Source organism: Microcoleus sp. PH2017_28_MFU_U_A (assembly GCF_020738035.1).
GTDB lineage: Bacteria > Cyanobacteriota > Cyanobacteriia > Cyanobacteriales > Microcoleaceae > Microcoleus.
The window spans coordinates 1-1,310 of sequence record NZ_JAEQCX010000010.1; the positions used below are offsets into that span (position 1 = coordinate 1).

At 45.0% G+C, this 1,310-nt stretch carries 1 protein-coding gene; it reads right to left on the bottom strand.

The window, feature by feature from the left end; genetic code table 11:
* Positions 1-85: 85 nt before the first annotated feature.
* Positions 86-1,310 (bottom strand): group II intron reverse transcriptase (locus tag JGK14_RS00105; protein WP_293233857.1); only part of this gene is annotated, 1,225 nt, incomplete at its 5' end.

Genomic DNA, 1,310 nt, shown 5'->3' on the forward strand with positions numbered 1-1,310 from the left:
GTTATCTCTACTATATTTCTGAGTTTGCACTCAAGGCGGTGTAGAGACGATTTTCCTCCTAAGTTTTATGAGACTTTGGTTTCAATCAACGAACCGCACGAACCGGACGTGCGATTTTCACCGCATCCGGCTCCCGATGTTCTTGGCTTACGCCTTTGCTCATGTGTAGATAATCATGGCAACTCTCGTGAATTGCTTCAAGATTCGCTTTTTTCCGATTGGCATGATTTCCGTCGATATGGTGCAGGTTTATCCGCTCCTCACTTGTGAAATTCAGCCCACAGGATGCACATTTATGGTTTTGCCTTGTAAGAGCTTTAGAGGTTTCCCCGTCATAGAGCTTGCTGTTACGCTTACTCCAGTAGGTGAAGTCGCCATCGTAAGGGGATTTCTCACCCTTGACTTTGATGTGCTTATTTTCGGAGGAAGGTACCGATGGGAACGCTTTATCTAGTAATTTCTTGCTAGAGTAGCGGTTTTGTTTGGATTCCTTGTTGAATACCTTATATGCTCTTGTTTCGATATGGAACAGGGAAAACCTTGACCCGTCCATCTTGCAAAAACGATGGTAATTCCTCCAGCCTCTAACTAAGGGAGCTAATTTTTCAGCCTTGACCTTAGCGCCATAATTCGAGTTATTGACAATGCCTTTTACTTTCTCACGGAAAGCTTTAAAATTACCCACTGATGGAGTGCATTTAAACTTGCCGTTATTCTGAACCCTAATGTTCCAGCCTAGGAAATCAAAGCCATCTGTCGTGGCGGTTATCTTGGTCTTTTTTTCGCTTACCTTCATTCCTCGCTCTGCTAAAAATCGGCTAATTTTTTCAAGTATTTCTGTCGCGTTATCTTCGGGGCGGAGTATTATTACCATGTCGTCCGCATAGCGGATTGATGGTTCGTTGGTTCGCCCATTGGCTTTGTATCTGTGAATACTTTCTATCCCGTTGAGCGCGATATTAGCTAAGAGTGGGCTAACTACTCCCCCTTGTGGTGTACCCTGTTTGGGGAATTCTGGGTTCACTCCTGCTTTCAGGCATCGGAAGATACCGAGCTTTAACCCTTTGGGGGCGATGAGTTCATCCATTATTGTTGAGTGGTTAATCCGGTCGAAGCATTTTTCGATATCGAGTTCTATAACTCGCTTTTCTATTCCTTTGGCATGGGAGTTAAGGTTGTCGAAGATGTACTTATGAGCATCATGTGCCGAACGATTAAAGTCGGCGACCCTCTCACGAGAGCCGCCGCTCTCCAAAACCGTGCGTGAAAATTTCTCTTCACACGGCTCCTCAGTGACTTGGTGCTTGTCA